Annotated in this window: 13 protein-coding genes; 8 read left to right on the top strand and 5 right to left on the bottom strand. The window is 71.9% G+C overall.

Features of this window, described 5'->3' with window-relative positions; all coding sequences use genetic code 11:
• Nucleotides 1–118: 118 nt before the first annotated feature.
• The 5 genes from dnaK (at nt 119) to JOD48_RS17805 (ending at nt 4894) form a co-directional block, all read left to right on the top strand.
• Entirely contained in the window at nt 119–1999 is a 1881-nt protein-coding gene (dnaK, locus tag JOD48_RS17825) for a molecular chaperone DnaK (protein WP_204809962.1), read from the top strand.
• Nucleotides 1996–2637 (top strand): nucleotide exchange factor GrpE, encoded by a 642-nt coding sequence (grpE, locus tag JOD48_RS17820; protein WP_204809961.1) that lies wholly within the window; start codon nt 1996–1998, stop codon nt 2635–2637. The genes dnaK and grpE overlap by 4 nt, the downstream gene beginning before the upstream one ends.
• A gap of 178 nt (nt 2638–2815) precedes the next feature.
• Nucleotides 2816–3835, top strand: a complete 1020-nt coding sequence (locus JOD48_RS17815; RefSeq protein ID WP_204809960.1) for a DnaJ C-terminal domain-containing protein — start codon at nt 2816–2818, stop codon at nt 3833–3835.
• A 55-nt stretch (nt 3836–3890) separates the two neighbouring features.
• Entirely contained in the window at nt 3891–4394 is a 504-nt protein-coding gene (locus JOD48_RS17810) for a heat shock protein transcriptional repressor HspR (protein ID WP_191789706.1), read from the top strand.
• A 191-nt stretch (nt 4395–4585) separates the two neighbouring features.
• Nucleotides 4586–4894 (top strand): DUF1540 domain-containing protein, encoded by a 309-nt coding sequence (locus tag JOD48_RS17805; protein ID WP_204809959.1) that lies wholly within the window; start codon nt 4586–4588, stop codon nt 4892–4894.
• A gap of 146 nt (nt 4895–5040) precedes the next feature.
• Here JOD48_RS17805 and JOD48_RS17800 read toward each other — a convergent pair whose 3' ends face one another.
• Nucleotides 5041–5808: a hypothetical protein gene (locus JOD48_RS17800; RefSeq protein WP_191789704.1), complete on the bottom strand. Its 768-nt coding sequence runs from the start codon at nt 5806–5808 to the stop codon at nt 5041–5043.
• Nucleotides 5809–6043: 235 nt separating this feature from the next.
• Here JOD48_RS17800 and JOD48_RS17795 point away from each other — a divergent pair, with 235 nt between their 5' ends.
• A complete protein-coding gene (locus JOD48_RS17795) occupies nt 6044–10063 on the top strand; it encodes a sigma-70 family RNA polymerase sigma factor (protein WP_204809958.1) in 4020 nt (1339 codons plus the stop codon).
• Nucleotides 10064–10142: 79 nt separating this feature from the next.
• On the opposite strand, the gene JOD48_RS17790 is transcribed toward JOD48_RS17795, so the two are convergent.
• The 4 genes from JOD48_RS17790 to upp all read right to left on the bottom strand — a co-directional run bounded on the left by JOD48_RS17790 (nt 10143) and on the right by upp (nt 14073).
• Nucleotides 10143–11228 (bottom strand): glutathione S-transferase family protein, encoded by a 1086-nt coding sequence (locus tag JOD48_RS17790; RefSeq protein WP_191789702.1) that lies wholly within the window; start codon nt 11226–11228, stop codon nt 10143–10145.
• Nucleotides 11229–11272: 44 nt separating this feature from the next.
• Nucleotides 11273–12265: a DUF8094 domain-containing protein gene (locus tag JOD48_RS17785; RefSeq protein WP_204809957.1), complete on the bottom strand. Its 993-nt coding sequence runs from the start codon at nt 12263–12265 to the stop codon at nt 11273–11275.
• Between the two features lie 166 nt (nt 12266–12431).
• Complete coding sequence (locus JOD48_RS19975; protein WP_204809956.1) at nt 12432–13112, bottom strand: winged helix-turn-helix domain-containing protein; 681 nt, start codon at nt 13110–13112, stop codon at nt 12432–12434.
• A 325-nt stretch (nt 13113–13437) separates the two neighbouring features.
• Nucleotides 13438–14073 carry a uracil phosphoribosyltransferase gene (upp, locus tag JOD48_RS17775; RefSeq protein ID WP_191789700.1) on the bottom strand — a complete coding sequence of 212 codons (636 nt, stop codon included), beginning with the start codon at nt 14071–14073 and terminating at the stop codon, nt 13438–13440.
• 156 nt (nt 14074–14229) lie between these two features.
• Here upp and JOD48_RS17770 point away from each other — a divergent pair, with 156 nt between their 5' ends.
• Nucleotides 14230–14661: a nucleoside deaminase gene (locus tag JOD48_RS17770; RefSeq protein WP_204810674.1), complete on the top strand. Its 432-nt coding sequence runs from the start codon at nt 14230–14232 to the stop codon at nt 14659–14661.
• Between the two features lie 169 nt (nt 14662–14830).
• A complete protein-coding gene (locus JOD48_RS17765) occupies nt 14831–16795 on the top strand; it encodes a glycoside hydrolase family 5 protein (RefSeq protein WP_204809955.1) in 1965 nt (654 codons plus the stop codon).
• Nucleotides 16796–16805: the final 10 nt, after the last annotated feature.

The raw sequence follows: 16805 nt of genomic DNA, 5'->3' as shown, positions 1-16805 counted from the left end.
CAGCAGGGGAAGGTCCGGACGTGCGCACCACCACGCGCCGCCGGGCAGGGAACCACCGCGGGCTGCCGCACGGACATCGCACACGTCGCAGCACCAGCAACACAACGGAGGCACGAACATGGCACGAGCGGTCGGAATCGACCTGGGCACCACCAACTCGGTGGTCGCCGTCCTCGAGGGTGGGGAGCCCACCGTCATCGCGAACGCCGAGGGCGCTCGCACGACCCCGTCGGTCGTCGCGTTCTCGAAGACCGGCGAGGTCCTCGTCGGCGAGATCGCCAAGCGTCAGGCGGTCACCAACGTCGACCGCACCATCACGTCGGTCAAGCGCCACATGGGCACCGACTGGTCGGTCGAGATCGACGACAAGAAGTACAGCGCGCAGGAGATCTCCGCACGCGTGCTCGGCAAGCTCAAGCGCGACGCCGAGGAGTACCTGGGCGAGCCCGTCACCGACGCGGTCATCACCGTCCCGGCGTACTTCAACGACGCCGAGCGTCAGGCGACCAAGGACGCCGGGCAGATCGCGGGCCTCAACGTCCTGCGCATCGTCAACGAGCCCACCGCTGCCGCTCTGGCCTACGGCCTGGAGAAGGGCAAGGAGGACGAGCTCATCCTCGTCTTCGACCTCGGTGGTGGAACGTTCGACGTCTCCCTCCTCGAGGTGGGCAAGGACGAGGACGACTTCTCGACCATCCAGGTCCGCGCGACCTCTGGCGACAACCGCCTCGGTGGTGACGACTGGGACAACCGCATCGTCGAGCACCTCATCCAGCAGGTGAAGAACAGCTCGGGCGTCGACCTGTCCAAGGACAAGATCGCGCTGCAGCGTCTGCGTGAGGCCGCCGAGCAGGCGAAGAAGGAGCTCTCGTCCGCGACGAGCACCAACATCTCCATGCAGTACCTCTCGATGAGCGAGAACGGCCCCATCCACCTGGACGAGAAGCTCACGCGTGCTCAGTTCCAGCAGATGACGCAGGACCTCATCGACCGGACCAAGGCGCCCTTCCACGCGGTCATCCGCGACGCCGGCATCTCCGTCAACGACATCGACCACGTCGTGCTCGTGGGTGGTTCCACCCGCATGCCCGCCGTGACCGAGGTCGTCAAGGAGCTCACGGGCGGCAAGGAGCCCAACAAGAGCGTCAACCCGGACGAGGTCGTCGCCGTCGGCGCCGCGCTGCAGGCCGGTGTCATCAAGGGCGAGCGCAAGGACGTCCTCCTGATCGACGTCACCCCGCTGTCCCTGGGCATCGAGACCAAGGGTGGCGTGATGACCAAGCTCATCGAGCGCAACACGGCCATCCCGACCAAGCGCAGCGAGGTGTTCTCGACCGCCGAGGACAACCAGCCGTCCGTGCTGATCCAGGTCTTCCAGGGTGAGCGCGAGTTCGCCCGCGACAACAAGCCGCTGGGCACGTTCGAGCTCACGGGCATCGCCCCGGCGCCGCGCGGCCTGCCGCAGATCGAGGTCACCTTCGACATCGACGCGAACGGCATCGTGCACGTCGGCGCGAAGGACCGCGGCACCGGCAAGGAGCAGAAGATGACCATCACCGGTGGCTCCGCGCTGCCGAAGGAGGACATCGACCGCATGGTCAAGGAGGCCGAGGAGCACGCGGCCGAGGACAAGAAGCGTCGCGAGGAGGCGGAGACCCGCAACCAGGCCGAGGCGTTCGTGTACTCGACCGAGAAGCTCGTCGCGGAGAACAAGGAGAAGATCCCCGCCGACGTCGTGACCGAGGTCGAGTCCGACATCGCGTCGGTCAAGTCCGCGCTCGAGGGCGAGGACGCCGAGGCCGTGAAGTCCGCCCACGAGAAGCTCCTGGCCTCGAGCCAGAAGATCGGCGAGGCGCTCTACGCGTCGGCCGAGCAGGAGCAGGCCGCGGGCGACCAGGGTGCCGCTGACGCGGACGCCGCTGCGGCCGCCGGTGCGACCTCTGCGCCCGACGAGGACATCGTCGACGCGGAGATCGTGGACGAGGACGACAAGAAGTGACGAGCGACGCGCAGGGCCCCGAGGAGCTCGGCTCCGAGGACCAGCCCTTCCACTTCACGGACAAGCGCAAGGTGACCCCGGAGGGGCAGCCCAAGGAGGCTGCCCCCGAGGGGGCCAGCTCCGTGCCCGGTTCGGCCGGGAACGACGCGGAGAGCGACCCGCTGGCCGGGCTCGACTTCGAGCCCACCGGCGAGGCCGGGGACGACGCAGCGCTTCTCGCTGCGCAGTCCGAGGCGGCTGCCCACCTCGACGCCCTCCAGCGCGAGCGGGCCAGCTTCACCAACTACCGCAACCGGTCGCTGCGTGACCAGGAGGCCGCGCGCGTCAAGGGCGTCGAGGACGTCCTGGCCGCGCTCCTGCCGGTCCTCGACGACATCGACCGGGCGCGCCAGCACGGCGAGCTCGACGGCCCGTTCGTCGCGATCTCCGACAAGCTCGACGCGAGCCTGGCGAAGTTCGGCATCGAGCGGTACGGCGTCGTGGGCGAGGAGTTCGACCCGACCGTCCACGAGGCGCTCATGCACCAGGTGGACCCGGCCGCGACGTCGGCCACGGTCAACATGGTCATCGAGCCGGGCTACCGGATCGGCGAGAAGATCGTGCGCGCCGCGCGCGTCTCGGTCGTCGGACCGGAGTAGAGACACAGGTGGGTGCCAGGTCCCGCGGGACCGGGCACCCACCACCCGGGCGCCCGACGGCGGAGCGCACCTTCCACGTGAAGGTGACCTCCGCCGTCGGGCCCCGGGAGCACGACCACTATGGACGTAAGCACCACCACCGGCCCCGGGGCCGGTGAGACCTATGAGAGGAGGCGCCTTGACCGGTCAGGACTGGATCGAGAAGGACTTCTACGCCGCGCTTGGCGTCCCCAAGGATGCCGACGACGCCGCGATCAAGAAGGCGTACCGCAAGCTGGCCCGCACGTATCACCCCGACCAGAACCAGGGTGACGCGAAGGCCGAGGCGAAGTTCAAGGAGATCGGCGAGGCCTACGCGGTCCTGTCCGACGCCGAGCAGCGCCAGCAGTACGACGCGATCCGTGCCATGGCCGGCGGGGGCGCCCGCTTCTCCGCAGGAGCCGGTGGACCCGCCGGCGGTTCCGGCGGGTTCGAGGACATCTTCGGCGGCATGTTCGGCGGAGGCGGCGGCGGGGGAGGCCGCGTCCGGTACTCCACGCAGAGCGGTGGTGGCGGCGGCTTCGAGGACATCCTCGGGTCGATGTTCGGCGGCGGGGCAGGCCAGACCGGCTTCCGCCCCAACGCCGGGTACCAGCGCCCGCAGGCGGGCGCCGACGTGCACTCGTCGGCCACGCTCGGGTTCCGGCCCGCGGTCGAGGGCTCGACCGTCAACGTCACGACCGAGGGCCGCACCATCACGGCCCGCATCCCGGCAGGCGTCCGCGACGGCCAGAAGATCCGGCTGCGCGGCAAGGGACGCCCCGGCGTCGCGGGCGGCGCCCCCGGCGACCTGGTCATCACGGTGCACGTCACGCCGCACCCCGTGTTCTCGGTCGACGAGAAGCACAACCTGCGCCTGACCGTCCCCGTGACGTTCGCGGAGGCCGCGCTCGGCGCGACCATCGAGGTCCCGACGCTCGACGGCAAGCCCGTCAAGGTCAAGGTCCCCGCGGGCACGCCGTCGGGACGCACGCTGCGCGTCAAGGGCAAGGGCGTCAAGACGGCCAAGGCGACGGGCGACCTGCTCGTCACGATCCAGGTCGTCGTGCCGCAGAAGCTCTCGAAGGCCGCCAAGGAGGCCGTCGAGGCGCTCGCCGCCGCGACCGACGGCGAGAGCACCGACGTGCGCGCCGACCTGTTCGGGCGCGCGGCAGAGTAGAGCCGACAGGCACCAAGCAGGACGGTTCCGCAGCACCAGCGAGAGGAGGCAGGGCATGGCCAGGAACGAGGCTCCCACGGGGAGCGAGATCCCGTTCAACGCGTACGACGACGCCCCCGTGCTCGCCATCTCGCAGGCCGCGACGCTCGCCGGGATGCACCCGCAGACCCTGCGCCAGTACGACCGCCTGGGACTCGTGACCCCGCGCCGCACCATGGGGCGCGGACGCCGCTACTCCCAGCGGGACGTCGCCAAGCTCCTCGAGGTCCAGCGGCTCTCCCAGGAGGAGGGCATCAACCTCGCGGGCATCCGTCGCATCCTCACGCTCGAGGAGCAGGTGAGCCGGCTCGAGTCCCGACTCGACGCCCTCTCCGCCCAGCTCGAAGGAGGGCGCGTGTTCGCCGCCGGGGTGAGCGGCGACGTCGTCATGGTGCCGCGCGGGCGGCGGGTGCGCCGCTCGGCGGGGGAGCGGACGGTGGACGCCGGTCGCGGCGGCCAGGTCGTCGAGACCGGCGAGGCACGGGCGCTCGTGCTGTGGCGACCCGGCCGGGGCTCCTGACCTGCGCGGTGGCGTTCGCGCGTCCCGGCAGGAATTCCCGCAGCGCAATTACGTGCGGTCTGCATGACGTAAAAATGGCGGAATTCCGCCGAAGTGAGTGAGGCCTTGCTTCCTATACACAGGCTGCGCGAAGGAATACCGTGAGGGAAAAGCACGGTAGAACGCCCCGCCCTTCGAGCAAGGAGAAGTCCATGAGCAGCCTGATGGAGATGCCCCAGGTCGTCGAGTGTTCGATCGACGGCTGCGGATACAACCACGAGCACGGCTGCCACGCCGGCGCCGTGACGATCGCCGCGCACGGCAGCGAGGCCGAGTGCGCCACGTTCATCCCCCTCACCGCCAAGGGCGGCCTCGAGAAGGTCATCGCGCACGTCGGTGCCTGCCAGCGCGGAGAGTGCTCGCACAACGAGTCGCTCGAGTGCAACGCCTCCTCGATCCGCGTCGGGGCCGGCCCGCAGGGCGCCGACCACGCGGACTGCCTGACCTACAGCCCCCGCTGACCCTCGCGTCCTCCCCCCGACGCGATTCCTCCACGACGCCCCGCTCGTCCCTCGCCGGACGACGGGGCGTCGTGGCGTGCTGGGGGCCTCGCCGGGCGGCCGGAGCGCCCGACGACGGCGTGGTCTAGCGAGAGAGGCCGGGGCGCCTAGCGAGAGAGGTCGTGGAGCATCTTCGCCGCGTCGGCATGCTGCGCGGGAAGAGGCTCGACCCAGATGCGGGGCGGGCGCCGGAGGATCGCCGTCACGCCGAACGTGAGCGCGATGCGTTCGATCCTGTGCCGGAGCTCCGCACGGACCGGCCCGACGTCGGCCGTGCGAGCGCAGAGCGCCGCGTAGATCCCGCCACCGAGCGTCGCGACCGGGTGCCCGAGGCCGAACGTCTCGGTCAGCACCTTGCCCATGGCTGCCGCGCGGGCGACCTTCTGCCAGCCGTCGATGCGTTCGACCGCGACGTCCACCAGGACGAGGCAGTGCGTCGCGGAGGCCGGGGTCCCCAGGCGGTCCGCCTGCCCGTACGTCTCCTGGAGGCGCTGGACGAGGTAGGGGACCGTGACGAGCCCCGACCGAGGATCGGTCGTGGGCGGCGCGCCGGGGATCACCTCGTTGCCCACGGCCCACCCTGTGCTGACTGCCCGCAGCACGCGAAGGTCGGGAGCGGTGCCCCAGAGGTCGAACAAGCAGGTCAGGTCGTCGATGGTCTCGCCGATGCTGATCCCGTCGCGGCCGCGGGCCTCACCGAGCCGCTCGGCGGCAGCGGCCGGGCAGCGGGAGTCCGTGAGCGCCTCGACGAGCGCCTCGACGGCAGGGTGGTACCAGTCGCCTGGCCGCAGCCAGACGCTGTTCGTACTGGCCGCCTGCCACTCGTCGAGCAGCGAGGCGACGGCTGGCTCGGGGTAGCCAGGTCGTAGGTCCATACCCATGAGACGTGTGAGCCCCGTGCTCATGACGCGACAGCGGCGTCCTGATTCTCTTTCATCCACTCGACACACCGACGGACATGCAGCACATTCCGTCGGTTCTGTCATCCTGACAGACGGACAAGACGGGCGAAACCGCGTTGAGACGTAGATAACACCACCAGTTTTCCCGTCTAGGATGAACGGGAGAGCCTTACCTGACGAGGTGAGGCGGAGTCAGAGGCGGTAGGGCATGACGCAGGTCGACACGTCGAGGGACGACGCCCCGACGAGCGATGCCGAGCTGATCACCGCTGTACGCGCGGGAGACTACGCGGCATTCGGTGCGCTGTACGAGCGGCATGCCGCCGCGGCGCGCACCGTGGCGCGCCAGTACGTGCGCTCGGGCTCGGACGCCGACGACATGGTGTCCGAAGCCTTCGCCAAGGTCCTGGGCATCCTGCAGTCCGGCGGCGGACCCGACGTGACGTTCCGCGCCTACCTCTTCACCGTCGTCCGGCGCCTGTCCTACGACCTGTCGAACGCGGGCCGACGCACGCAGCCCACCGACGACATCGAGACGTTCGAGAGCGCGTTCGGACCCATGGCGTCGACCGAGGACCCCACGCTCCTGGGGTTCGAACGATCCGTCGTGACCAAGGCCTACCAAGGTCTGCCCGAGCGATGGCAGGCCGTGCTCTGGTACACCGAGGTCGAGGAGATGAACCCGGCCCAGATCGCACCGCTGCTCGGCCTCACGGCCAACGGTGTCTCGGCGCTCGCCTACCGGGCCCGCGAAGGGCTGCGCCAGGCGTACCTCCAGCAGCACCTCACGGGCGCGAGCAGCGCCGGGTGCGAGAACGTCAACCCGCTGCTCGGGTCCTACGTCCGCGGCGGTCTGGCCAAGCGGGAGACCGCCAAGGTCGACGCCCACCTCGAGGAGTGCGGTGAGTGCCGCGCGCTCGTGCTCGAGCTCGGCGACGTCTCGCACGGCATGCGCGCCGTCATCGCCCCCCTGGTCTTCGGGGCGGCAGGGCTGGGCCTGGTCGGGACAGCTCTCCCGCTCACCGGAGGTGCCGCGGTCGGCGCAGGCGCCGCGGGGGCCACGGGCGCGGCCGGTGGTGGCGCCAGCGGCGGTGCTGGCAGCGGCGCAGCGGGGGCCTCCGGCTCTGGCGCCGCTGGTTCAGGGGCCGCGGCGGGCAGCAGCGGTGCGGCTGCCGGGACCGGCGCCGTGGGTGGTGGAGCCGCCGGAACCGGCGCCATGGGTGGCGCGGCGGCGGCCGGTGCGGCTGCCACGAGCGGCGGGCTGGGCGCAGCCGCAGCCGTCGGCGCGAGTGCCGCGGTCGGCACCGGAGCTGCGGCCGCAGCCGGCGCGACCGGCCTGGCGGCCTTCATCGCCGCGTCCCCCTTGATCGCCGCAGCCGTCGGCGTCGTGGCGGTCGCGGCCGTGGGAGCCGGCGTCGTCGCGGTGTCCGGGGGCTTCTCGTCCGACCCGCCCCCGAGCGCCGGGGCCAGCCCCGACCCGTCGCAGAGCCCGTCCGGCTCGCCCTCGGACTCTCCCACGGGCACCCCGAAGAGCGAGGCCCTGCCCGCCCCGGGGACCGATCCCACCTCACCGGCGAACACGGCGCCGCTCGACAGCGCGCCCGCCGAGGCCTCGAACCCCGCGGAGCCTGCCTCGAACGGGAGCGGCTCGGGGGCTGCGGGCTCCGGAGAGACCGCTACGACGCCCCTCACGCCGCCGAGCGTCCCGTTGACGCCGGTCGACCCGTTCCCGGGCGCTCCGGACCCCGTCCTGCCTGTGACCCCCGCTCCGCCGGCCTCCCTCGACCTGGCCTTCTCCCCGCTCACCCTCGCTGCCCGTGCCCCGCAGGACCTGGCCCTCACGGCGTCGAACTCGGGTGGCACGTCGGCCGAGGAGGTCGTGGTCGACGTCCTGCTCCCGCCGAACGTCTCGGTCGTGACGTCCGCGGTCACCGCGGGCAGGGGCGTCGTCCCGGCGATCCGGCTCGCCGCGCTGCCGTGCGGCCCGGCGACTGCGCAGGACGGCGGGTCGTCGCTCGTCACGTGCTCGGTCGGGGTGCTCGCTCCCGGGGAGAAGAAGGACCTCGTCATCACCGTCCAGGCCTCGCGCGGCGGGAGCTACACGTTCGGTGGTGCCGTGCACGGCAAGGGCCTGAGCCCGGTGAAGACGACGTACGCCCCGGCCCCCGTGCCGTCGTACGGCGCCGAGATCGACCTGACGACGCCCGTCGTGGGAGACCTCCTCAACCCGGGAGCGACCGCGGTCCGCCTCACGGCCCACAACTCCGGCGACGTCGACGCCCAGGGGGTGAGGTTCTCCCTGGGCAACCTGCCCGACGGCGTGACCGCCAAGCCGCTGACCGGGGGCTGGGCCTGCACGCCGAGCGGCGGATCGCTGACGTGCGCGAACGACGCCGCAGCGCTCCACGCTCCTGACGCGAACCAGAACGGCGGCCCTCCCGTGTCGCTCGACGTCCAGCTGCTCGCGGGCGACGGCATGAAGCAGTCCACGACGGGCCTGACGTTCTCCGCGACCACGTCCTCGGCAGGCCGGACCCTGAAGGACTCCGCGAGCGCGGACCTGACGGTCGGCGAGCCGTGGGCCGGGGCCGCCGGAACGGCCCCGGGCGGGGGGACGATCGTCCCGTCGTGCACCGACGGCACGGCGAGGATCGCCGTGGACGCCACGAACACGACCGCCTACGACGACCTGCGCGTGACCCTCGGCGCCGGCGCGGTGTCCTCCGAGGCCGTGCCGCTGCGTCGTGGTGCCAGCACCGTGCTCACGGTGTCCCACGACCTGCGCGTTCCCGCGCAGGGCGCACCGGCGACCCTGAACCTCGAGACCACCGTCGACGGGCAGACGTTCAGGACGACGGTCGACGCGGGTTCGGTCGGTCCCAAGGACTGCTTCGTCCCGCAGTGGCTCGCGAGCGGCGACGTCACGACCCGTACGGTCAACGAGGCAGGGACGATCGGCCTGGAGGCCGACGTCACGAACCGGACCGGTCGGCCCCTCACCGTGCAGGTCGACGGCATGACGCCGGTCGGTCAGGAAGCCTCTCGCGGAGCCGTGACGATCGCTCCGCAGACCACGGTGGCGTTCGCGAGGGCGACCGGGGTGAAGGACCTCCCTGCGGGTGTCCTGACCGTGCGCCAGCACCTCTCGGCCCCCGACGAGCAGGGCGACCCCGGCGAGTACGACTCGCAGCTCACGGCCGGCTACGCCGCAGCACGGATCGCACCCGCGAGCCCGAAGCCGACGGTCGGGCAGTGCACGTACGACCCGGCCGCTCTCACGTCCTCGGCTCCGGTGACCCTGGTGTTCGACAACACGGCGTCGACGCTTGCGGTGTCGTTCACCGTCGCGGGCAGGGACGACCTCGCTCGTGAGGTCGCGGCGGGTGCGAGCGCCAAGGTCACCGCGTCCGTCGGGTACCAGGGCGCAACGTTCGCCGTCTCGGCCGACGGCCGCCAGGTCGCGACGCACGCGCTCCCCGCCACGAGCTGCTACGTGCCGAACTGGTCCGCGCAGCAGTCCGCGAGGTCGGAGGTCGTCGACCAGGCGATCCGCATTGTCGGCACCTACACCAACACGTCGCCCGGTCCCGTGCAGGTCGGCATGAAGACGAGCTACGGCGAGGCCAAGAAGGTCGAGGTGCCCGCAGGGGCGACGAAGGAGTTCGTCGTCCCGGTCGCGGGGACGCGGCTCCCGCCAGGGGCGGTGGAGTTCCAGCAGTCGCTCACGGCCGACGGCGTGGTCCGCAGCAGCACGGTCACCGCCCGGTACGAGGCCGCGCGCTACGAGATCTACGCCCCGACCGTGGGTGCCCCGATCCTGGGCGTCTGCTTCTTCGAGGACAACGAGCAGCAGTCGTACCGACCGGTGACGTTCGTCTACGACAACATGGCCTCGACCGCCGCCGTCACGTTCCACGTCGAGGTGAACGGTGTGCTCGCACCCGAGACGAAGCGTGTGGTGCAGGACCAGAAGAGGGTCCAGCTCAAGGTGCCGAACGTGCCCGAGGCCGGCGCGACCTACCGCGTGGTGGCGGACTCCGGGCAGTCGTGGACGTTCGAGGTCGCCGGGCAGACCTGTCTGCCGACCTGGCACTGGACCGAGGCCTACCGGGTGGGCGACCGCGTCGCGTACGAGGGGCGGAACTACACCGCGACCCAGCGGAGCGTCTCGGTCGCGCCGAGTTCGCTGCTCGGTCCGTTCTTCTGGCGTGACGAGAGCCGCGGCTGAGTCACGGGTGCACGACGAAGGGCCCCCGGCGCAGCGCCGGGGGCCCGTCGCGGTCGCGGACCGGTGGCGGCCGCCCTCCTCAGTCTCTGGGGCGTGCCGCCCGGGGCTCGCCCTCGACGGGCACCGCGAGCGGCGCGAGGTGGTAGGACGCCAGGTCCGTGGCGGCGGTGGGCGCGCTGCCGGCACCGAAGGGTGAACCGCCGAGCGCCTCGCGTCCGTGCGGCGTGAGCCACCCGGACAGGTCGGGGCCGTCGGGGACGATCCCGCTCGGGTTGAGCTGGGAGTGCACCCGGTAGTAGTGGTGCTTGATGTGCTCGAAGTTCACGGTGTCGCCGAACCCGGGCGTCTGGAACAAGTCGCGGACGTATCCCCACAGGACCCTGTCCTCGGTGATCTTGTTGCGGTTGGTCTTGAAGTGCCCGTGGTAGACCGCGTCGAACCGGACCAGCGTCGTGAACAGGCGCACGTCGGCCTCGGTGATGTGGTCACCGACGAGGTAGCGGCGCTCGGACAGCCGGTCCGACAACCAGTCGAGCCGTTCGAAGAGGATCCCGAACGCCCTGTCGTACTTCTCCTGCGAGTCGGCGAACCCGGCCCGGTACACGCCGTTGTTGACGTCGAGGTAGACCTTCTCGGCGACGTCGTCGATCTCGTCGCGCCACGCCTCGGGGTAGAGGTCGGGGGCGCCCGGCCGGTGGTACGCGGTCCACTCGGTCGACAGGTCGAGCGTGATCTGGGGGTAGTCGTTGGTGACGAGCAGCCGCGACGGGACGTCGACGAGCGCGGGCACGCTCACCCCGCCGTCGTCCTCGGGGTCGCGTGCGAGGTAGTGCTCGGCGAGGAAGTGCGACCCGAGCTCGGGGTCGACGCCGTCACGGTCGAGCGTGAAGCGCCACGACCGGGAGTCCTGGATCGGGTCGACGACGCCCAACGAGATCGCGTTCTCGAGCCCGAGCAGCCGGCGCACGATGATCGACCGGTGCGCCCACGGGCACGCGAGGCTCGCGACGAGCCGGTAGCGGCCGGGCTCGACGGGCCACCGGCCCTGGTCGTCGCCCTGCCCGCCGGGTGCCGACGTGCTGTCCGCGGCGATGCGGTCGGTGAAGTGCGGGCCGCGGCGCTTCCAGCCGCGGGGGACGGGATTCGTTCCGGTGGTGTCGCTCATGGACCGAACCTACGCCGCGCCCCGGGGGACCGCAGCGACCCGGGTCATGGGGCGGGTGTGACGTCCGTCCGGACCGGTCGCAGACGCGACCCGACCACCCGGGACGTGCCGTCGTCGTGCACCTCGACGAGGATCGTCACGGTCTGCGTGACGGTCCACGCGGACAGGCGCGAGCCGGGCGGGACCGTCCCGAGCGTGCTGCTCGTCGGGGTGGGCGCGGTCCAGCCCCCCGTGAGGGTCACGGACTGCGTGCACTCGACGGACGCGAGGGCGAAGATCCCGTCGGTGGACGCGAGCCAGGCCGCGGCAGGGGCCTCGTAGGCGCACGAGCGGTCCTCGGTCCCGCTCTCGGCGGACAGGTCGGCGACGGGGAATCCCTGGGTGTGCGCGGTCGCGAGCTGGTCGGCGTGGGTCACGTCGAGGGTCGCCGCGGCCGTGCCGGAACGCGCGTAGGCGAGAACGTCGTCGAGTGCGGCGTCCCCGCGGGCGCGCGTGCCGTCGTCGGGCTCGACGGCGGACCCTCCCACCAGCACGGGCTGCGGGAGGGCGACGGCCGGGTCGGTCGCGAGCTGGTAGGCCAGCAGCCACGGGGCGTCCGCGGACGCGCGGGTGAAGAGCGTGGTCTCGACGAACTCGCCGTCGGAGGCGGCCGGGTCGCCCTGCGCGCGCAGGGAGTAGAACCAGTCCGCGGTCCCGGCCTCCGGGGCAGCGAGCGTCCCGGGCACGGACGTGTGGGGCGCGACGGGGGCCGCTGCCTGCGCGGTCTGCGCGGCGAGGGCGAACGCCGACGACCGCAGGACGGGGCCCGTCTCGATGCTCGCGAGGGCGCCGGCGTCACGGGCCGCGTTCGCGGCGTTGCGCGTCGCGGTGAGCGAGGCGAAGACGGTCGTGGCCGCCGCGCGGTCGATCACGGGTCGGCGCACCTGGGCGGGGGCCGCGGCGACCTCGGTGCCCACGCACCCCGACAGGAGGCCGAGCGTGGCGAGCGCCCCGATCATGCCCGCGAGGGGACGGTGGGCGGGTCGGAGCACGGGCACGACGACGGGGACCTCACAGGACGGGGCGGGCGGGACGCCCTCATCCAACCGTGCGCGAGGCGCTCGACCAAACTCGTCGCGCGTCGGTCCGGTGGGGGTTCGTGCTGCCGGGCCGGACGGGATCCCCCCACGAGACCACGAACGTGCGACCCGGCAGCACTGGTCCTCAGGCGGCGTCCCCCGAGCCCCTGAGGACGACGTGGGTCTGCGGGTCGAACCGGTAGCCGAGCCCGCGGACGGTCGAGATGACGTGCTGGAGGCCGAGCTTCTCGCGCAGCCGGCGCACGTGGACGTCGATGGTCCGGCTGCCGTCGCGCACCGCGTCGGCCCCCCAGACGGTCGACAGGAGCTCGCCCCGCGTCACGACGCGGTGCGCCGAGCGGTACAGGTGCGTGAGGAGCTCGAACTCCTTGTGGGTGAGCCGCTGCTCGGAGCCGTCGACGGTCACGCGCCGGCTCGCCGGGTCGATCACGACCCGCGGGAACGGCGACAGGGCCGCGAGGCGGTCGCGGAACGCCTCGACGTCGCCGAGCGGCGCGAGGTCGGGTGCGGGGACGGGGACCTCGGCGCGGCGCGCGGCACTGCGGCCCCGCGCCTTGCGGCGCCCCTCGTCGACGAGGTGCTCGTGCCGGTCGGTCGCGGGCTCCGACAGGGTCAGGGCCGTGTACGTCTCGGCGTCGGGCAACCACTCACGGGCGAGCTCGCCGAGAGCCTCCGCGAGCTCGACGAGCTCGGCCTGCGGGTGCTCCCCGCTCGCGGCGTCGACCCCGACGTACAGGACGAACCCGGGGTGGGTGCGGCGGTGGGGTGCGTGCGGACGAAGGGTCTTCTGGGTCAGGGTGGACATGCGGCGCTCCGGGGGTCTTTCCGCTCGACGGCCGAGGCCGGAGCGGCGCCGACGACGGTCGGCAGGGTTGTCAGGGGGCTGAGCGAGTCAGGCCGGACAACAGACGCCGGAGGGCATGCTGACGCTCGGGCGCCGGTCGGCGCCTCGGGAGCTCAGCGAGGGGGTCATGTGGCGAGCATGGCAGCGACGCGCAGGGTCGCCAAGGGCAGGAGCCAAGAATCTCACGGGATGAGACGCCAAAATGAGACGGACGTGGCGCCGTCGGGCATCGTGGGTGCGGGGCGACGCGGCAGCCCGGCCGCCCCGCGCCCACGGGGGACAGGTCTCAGACCACGCCGTAGAGGCGGTCGCCCGCGTCACCCAGGCCGGGCACGATGTACGCGTTCTCGTCGAGGCGCTCGTCCACGGCGGCCACGACCAGCTGGACGTCGACCCGGTCGCCGACCGCCTTCTCGAGGACCTCGATGCCCTCGGGGGCGGCGAGCAGGCACACGGCCGTGACGTCCCGCGCACCGCGCTCGAACACGTAGTCGATCGCCGCGACGAGCGTCCCGCCGGTCGCGAGCATCGGGTCGAGCAGGAACACGTGGCGACCCGTCAGGTCGTCCGGGAGGCGGTTCGCGTACGTGACGGCCTCGAGGGTCTTCTCGTCGCGCTGCATCCCCAGGAAGCCGACCTCGGCCGTGGGCAGCAGGCGGGTCATGCCCTCGAGCATCCCCAGGCCCGCACGCAGGATGGGGACGACGAGCGGGCGCGGCTCGGCGATACGGACCCCGACCGTCGTGGTGACCGGGGTCTCGACCTCGTGAGGCTCGACCCGGACGTCCCGCGTCGCCTCGTAGGCCAGCAGGGTCACGAGCTCGTCCACCAGGAGGCGGAAGGTCGAGGAGGCGGTGTCCTTGTTGCGAAGGACGGTGAGCTTGTGGGCGACCAGCGGGTGGTCGGCGACGTGCAGGCGCATGGTTCGAGGGTACCGCCCGGTAGCCTCGGGAGCATGGTCCCCGACGACGTCGCCCCCGCCGCAAAACCCGGTCCCGTCGGGCTCGGCCTGCCCTGGGCGGCCGGCACGTTCCCGCCCGACACCGTCGCGGCCCGCCGTGCCGTGTGGGACGAGCTCATGGGGCTCGCGCTGCACGAGGCGACCCACGCCCTGGCCACGGGAGACGTGCCCGTCGGGGCGCTCGTCGTCGGGCCCGACGGGCGGCTGCTCGGCCTCGGCCGCAACCGGCGCGAGGAGATCGGCGACCCCACCGCGCACGCCGAGGTGCTCGCGCTGCGCCAGGCCGCCGCGACGCTCGGCTCGTGGCGCCTCGAGGGGTGCACGCTCGTCGTGACGCTCGAGCCGTGTGCGATGTGCGCGGGTGCGACCACGCTCGCCCGCGTCGAGCGGCTCGTGCTCGGCGCGTGGGACCCCAAGGCCGGGGCGTGCGGGTCCGTGTGGGACATCGTGCGCGACCGTCGCAACCCGCACCGCGTCGAGGTGGTCGGCGGCATCCGTGACGTCGAGTGCGGCGACCTTGTCCGGGAGTTCTTCGAGACGCAGCGCTGAGGGCGGGCGCACACAGCGGCCAGGCCGATGTTCACGTTGCCATCCTGGCGGATGTTTACGTTGACATCGCCAGTTCGTCAACCTAGCCTGACCGGATCAGCCGCGGCGCCGCGGCCTTCCACGGTCGAGCGCCGCGGACACGCACGAGACGAACAGAGAGGTTCGCAGCATGCAACGTCGCATCATGCGGCTCGCGGTAGCACTGGTCACGATCGGGCTCACGACGTCGGTCGTCAGCCCGACGTCCGCCGCCCCCGGAGCGCCCCCGTCCACCACGTCCACCACGGCCACGCCAGGAGCGGTCCCGGTACTGACCGGTCCACAGCTGTCGGCGTCGTGGGACGCGCCGCTCAGCACGCGCGGTCGGTACGTCGTCGACGCCGACGGGGACCGGTTCAAGCTCAAGTCCGCCAACTGGGACGGCGCGCAGGGGCACTGGAACGGCAGCGGTGACCGGAACGACCCCGCCAACCACAACAGCGGCATCAGCTACGACATCCCCATGGGCCTCGACCGCGTGCCGATGGCGACCCTCATGAGCGACTTCCACGGGCTCGGGCTCAACAGCATCCGACTGTCCTACTCGAACGAGATGCTCGGCATGACCGCACCCGTGCCCGACGTCGCGGTGACGGCGAACCCGCAGCTGCGAGGCAAGACACCGCTGCAGGTCTTCGACGAGGTCGTCGAAGCGCTCACGGCCGACGGGTTCGCGGTCATCCTCAACAACCACACCACGACGTCGCGCTGGTGCTGCGGCGCCGACGACGGCAACTCGAAGCCGTACAGCAGCCAGACCATCGAGAAGTGGATCAGCGACTGGGTCATGCTCACCGAGCGCTACGAGGACAACCCCCGCGTCGTCGGGATGGACCTGCGCAACGAGGTGCGCCGAGACATCCTGGACGACCCCAACTGGGGCATGGGCGACAAGAACGACCTGTACAAGTCCTACCAGCAGGCCGGTGTCGCGATCCAGCGGGCCAACCCGGACGTGCTCGTGATCATGGAGGGCATCAACTGGCAGGGGATCCCGCTCGACGGCCTGTTCCACGACCGGCCGCACCTCAAGCCCGTCGCGAACCTCTCGAACACCCTCCCGTACCCGGACAAGCTCGTGTACGCGGCGCACATCTACGCGTACACCGGACCGCAGCACACCGGCGCCACCGGGCTCGGCGAGACCCACGACGCGCGCTACCGAGACCTCAGCGCGAGCGAGCTCGCGGCCGAGGTGAAGAGGGCCGCCGCGTTCGTCAACACGGCGAACCAGCACTACACCGCCCCCGTGTGGTTCAGCGAGTTCGGCATCGGTTCCTCCGACGAGACGAGCGCCCTCGACAAGGCGTGGTGGGCGAACTTCACCGACATCCTCGTCGCCAACGACAGCGACTTCGCGGCCTGGCCCCTCGTGGCCCACGCCACCGACGACGGCACCTTCGTCGACAGCTACTCGCTCCTCGCCTACAAGACCGACGGCACCCGGCTCAGCATCGCCGACGACTGGCGCTACCCGCAGTGGACGAAGCTCGTGACCTCGGACGGCAAGACCGGGCAGGTCGCGCGCGCGGCGCGCTGGAACATGCTCGGCAGCGGCAGCCACTCGCCCGACACGAACGCCTCGGCTCTCATGAACACCCGGCCTGACTGGGACTCCGGCAGGTGGAAGGGGAGCTGCCCCGACTCCCAGCGGCTCGTCGGAGTCGCACGGAGCACGAACCGAGCGCTCTGCACCGACAACCTGCAGCCCGCGCTGACCGACGTCCGCACGATCGTCAAGGACGAGTCGACCGTGCAGACCGACTGGGCGAGCGGGTACGACAAGCTGCAGTGCCCGGCCGGGCAGATGGCCGTGGGCTACAGCCTGACGATCGGGACGACCAACAAGTGGTCCACCTCGAAGCTCCTGTGCGGCCAGAGCGCGACGGTGCTCCCCGCGAGCCAGGGGCGTCTCGTGTGGTTCGACCAGGGGGACAACCGGCCGGTCGGAGGCGGCTCGACCGCGAGCGACTGGGCGCCCGGCAGGTACAAGGGCCAGTGCGCCGACGGCGAGTACATCTCCGGCGTCGCCTTCACGTGGCGCTGGAACCACGGGGGCGTGCCTGACGCGCTCCTCTGCAAGCCGCTGAGGTGAGGGGACGACG

The organism is Oerskovia paurometabola (assembly GCF_016907365.1).
Classification (GTDB): domain Bacteria; phylum Actinomycetota; class Actinomycetes; order Actinomycetales; family Cellulomonadaceae; genus Oerskovia; species Oerskovia paurometabola.
Note: the sequence above shows the minus strand (reverse complement) of the source record. Positions and strands in the feature narration are given on the sequence as shown.

What these genes read in the sequence shown, in the direction of transcription:
- dnaK (WP_204809962.1), top strand. Translation starts at nt 119, where the DNA reads ATGGCACGAGCGGTCGGAATCGACCTGGGCACCACCAACTCGGTGGTC.
- JOD48_RS17810 (WP_191789706.1), top strand. Translation starts at nt 3,891, where the DNA reads ATGGCCAGGAACGAGGCTCCCACGGGGAGCGAGATCCCGTTCAACGCG.
- JOD48_RS17805 (WP_204809959.1), top strand. Translation starts at nt 4,586, where the DNA reads ATGAGCAGCCTGATGGAGATGCCCCAGGTCGTCGAGTGTTCGATCGAC.
- JOD48_RS17800 (WP_191789704.1), bottom strand. Translation starts at nt 5,808, where the DNA reads ATGGACCTACGACCTGGCTACCCCGAGCCAGCCGTCGCCTCGCTGCTC.
- JOD48_RS17795 (WP_204809958.1), top strand. Translation starts at nt 6,044, where the DNA reads ATGACGCAGGTCGACACGTCGAGGGACGACGCCCCGACGAGCGATGCC.
- JOD48_RS17790 (WP_191789702.1), bottom strand. Translation starts at nt 11,228, where the DNA reads ATGAGCGACACCACCGGAACGAATCCCGTCCCCCGCGGCTGGAAGCGC.
- JOD48_RS19975 (WP_204809956.1), bottom strand. Translation starts at nt 13,112, where the DNA reads ATGTCCACCCTGACCCAGAAGACCCTTCGTCCGCACGCACCCCACCGC.
- upp (WP_191789700.1), bottom strand. Translation starts at nt 14,073, where the DNA reads ATGCGCCTGCACGTCGCCGACCACCCGCTGGTCGCCCACAAGCTCACC.
- JOD48_RS17770 (WP_204810674.1), top strand. Translation starts at nt 14,230, where the DNA reads ATGGGGCTCGCGCTGCACGAGGCGACCCACGCCCTGGCCACGGGAGAC.
- JOD48_RS17765 (WP_204809955.1), top strand. Translation starts at nt 14,831, where the DNA reads ATGCAACGTCGCATCATGCGGCTCGCGGTAGCACTGGTCACGATCGGG.